Here is a 335-nt window from a genome sequence, read left to right on the forward strand (position 1 = left end):
CGGGGCCGCTCGCTGGCGCACCTGGGGAGGGGCGGCTGGCAGGCGGCCCTTGCGCGGGCGGCAGAGTTCGCGCACGGCCGGGCGCTGGGCATCCTGCGGATGGAGGAAGGAGCGCTGCTGGGCCGCTCGGGGGACCAGACCGGAGCGCTGCGGGCCTATGCCGAGGCGCTGACCCATTTCCGGCACGACGGGCGACACCGCGCCTGGACCCTGCACAACATGGGGCTGGCCTGCCTGGTGTCGGGGCGCTTCGGGGAGGCCGAGGGCTACTTCGCGCGGGTGACGGCCATTCGCCGGGGCGCCGAGGGTGCCCGTGCCCGCGCGTGGTGCGGGCA

At 76.7% G+C, this 335-nt stretch carries 1 protein-coding gene; it reads left to right on the forward strand.

Annotation, left to right across the window (positions count from 1 at the left end; all coding sequences use genetic code 11):
* Positions 1–335, forward strand: a 335-nt coding sequence (locus tag QOL99_RS17735) for a tetratricopeptide repeat protein (RefSeq protein WP_285525715.1), incomplete at both ends; no start/stop codon positions are given.

Source organism: Deinococcus rhizophilus, assembly GCF_030271215.1.
In the GTDB taxonomy this organism is placed as follows: domain Bacteria; phylum Deinococcota; class Deinococci; order Deinococcales; family Deinococcaceae; genus Deinococcus; species Deinococcus rhizophilus.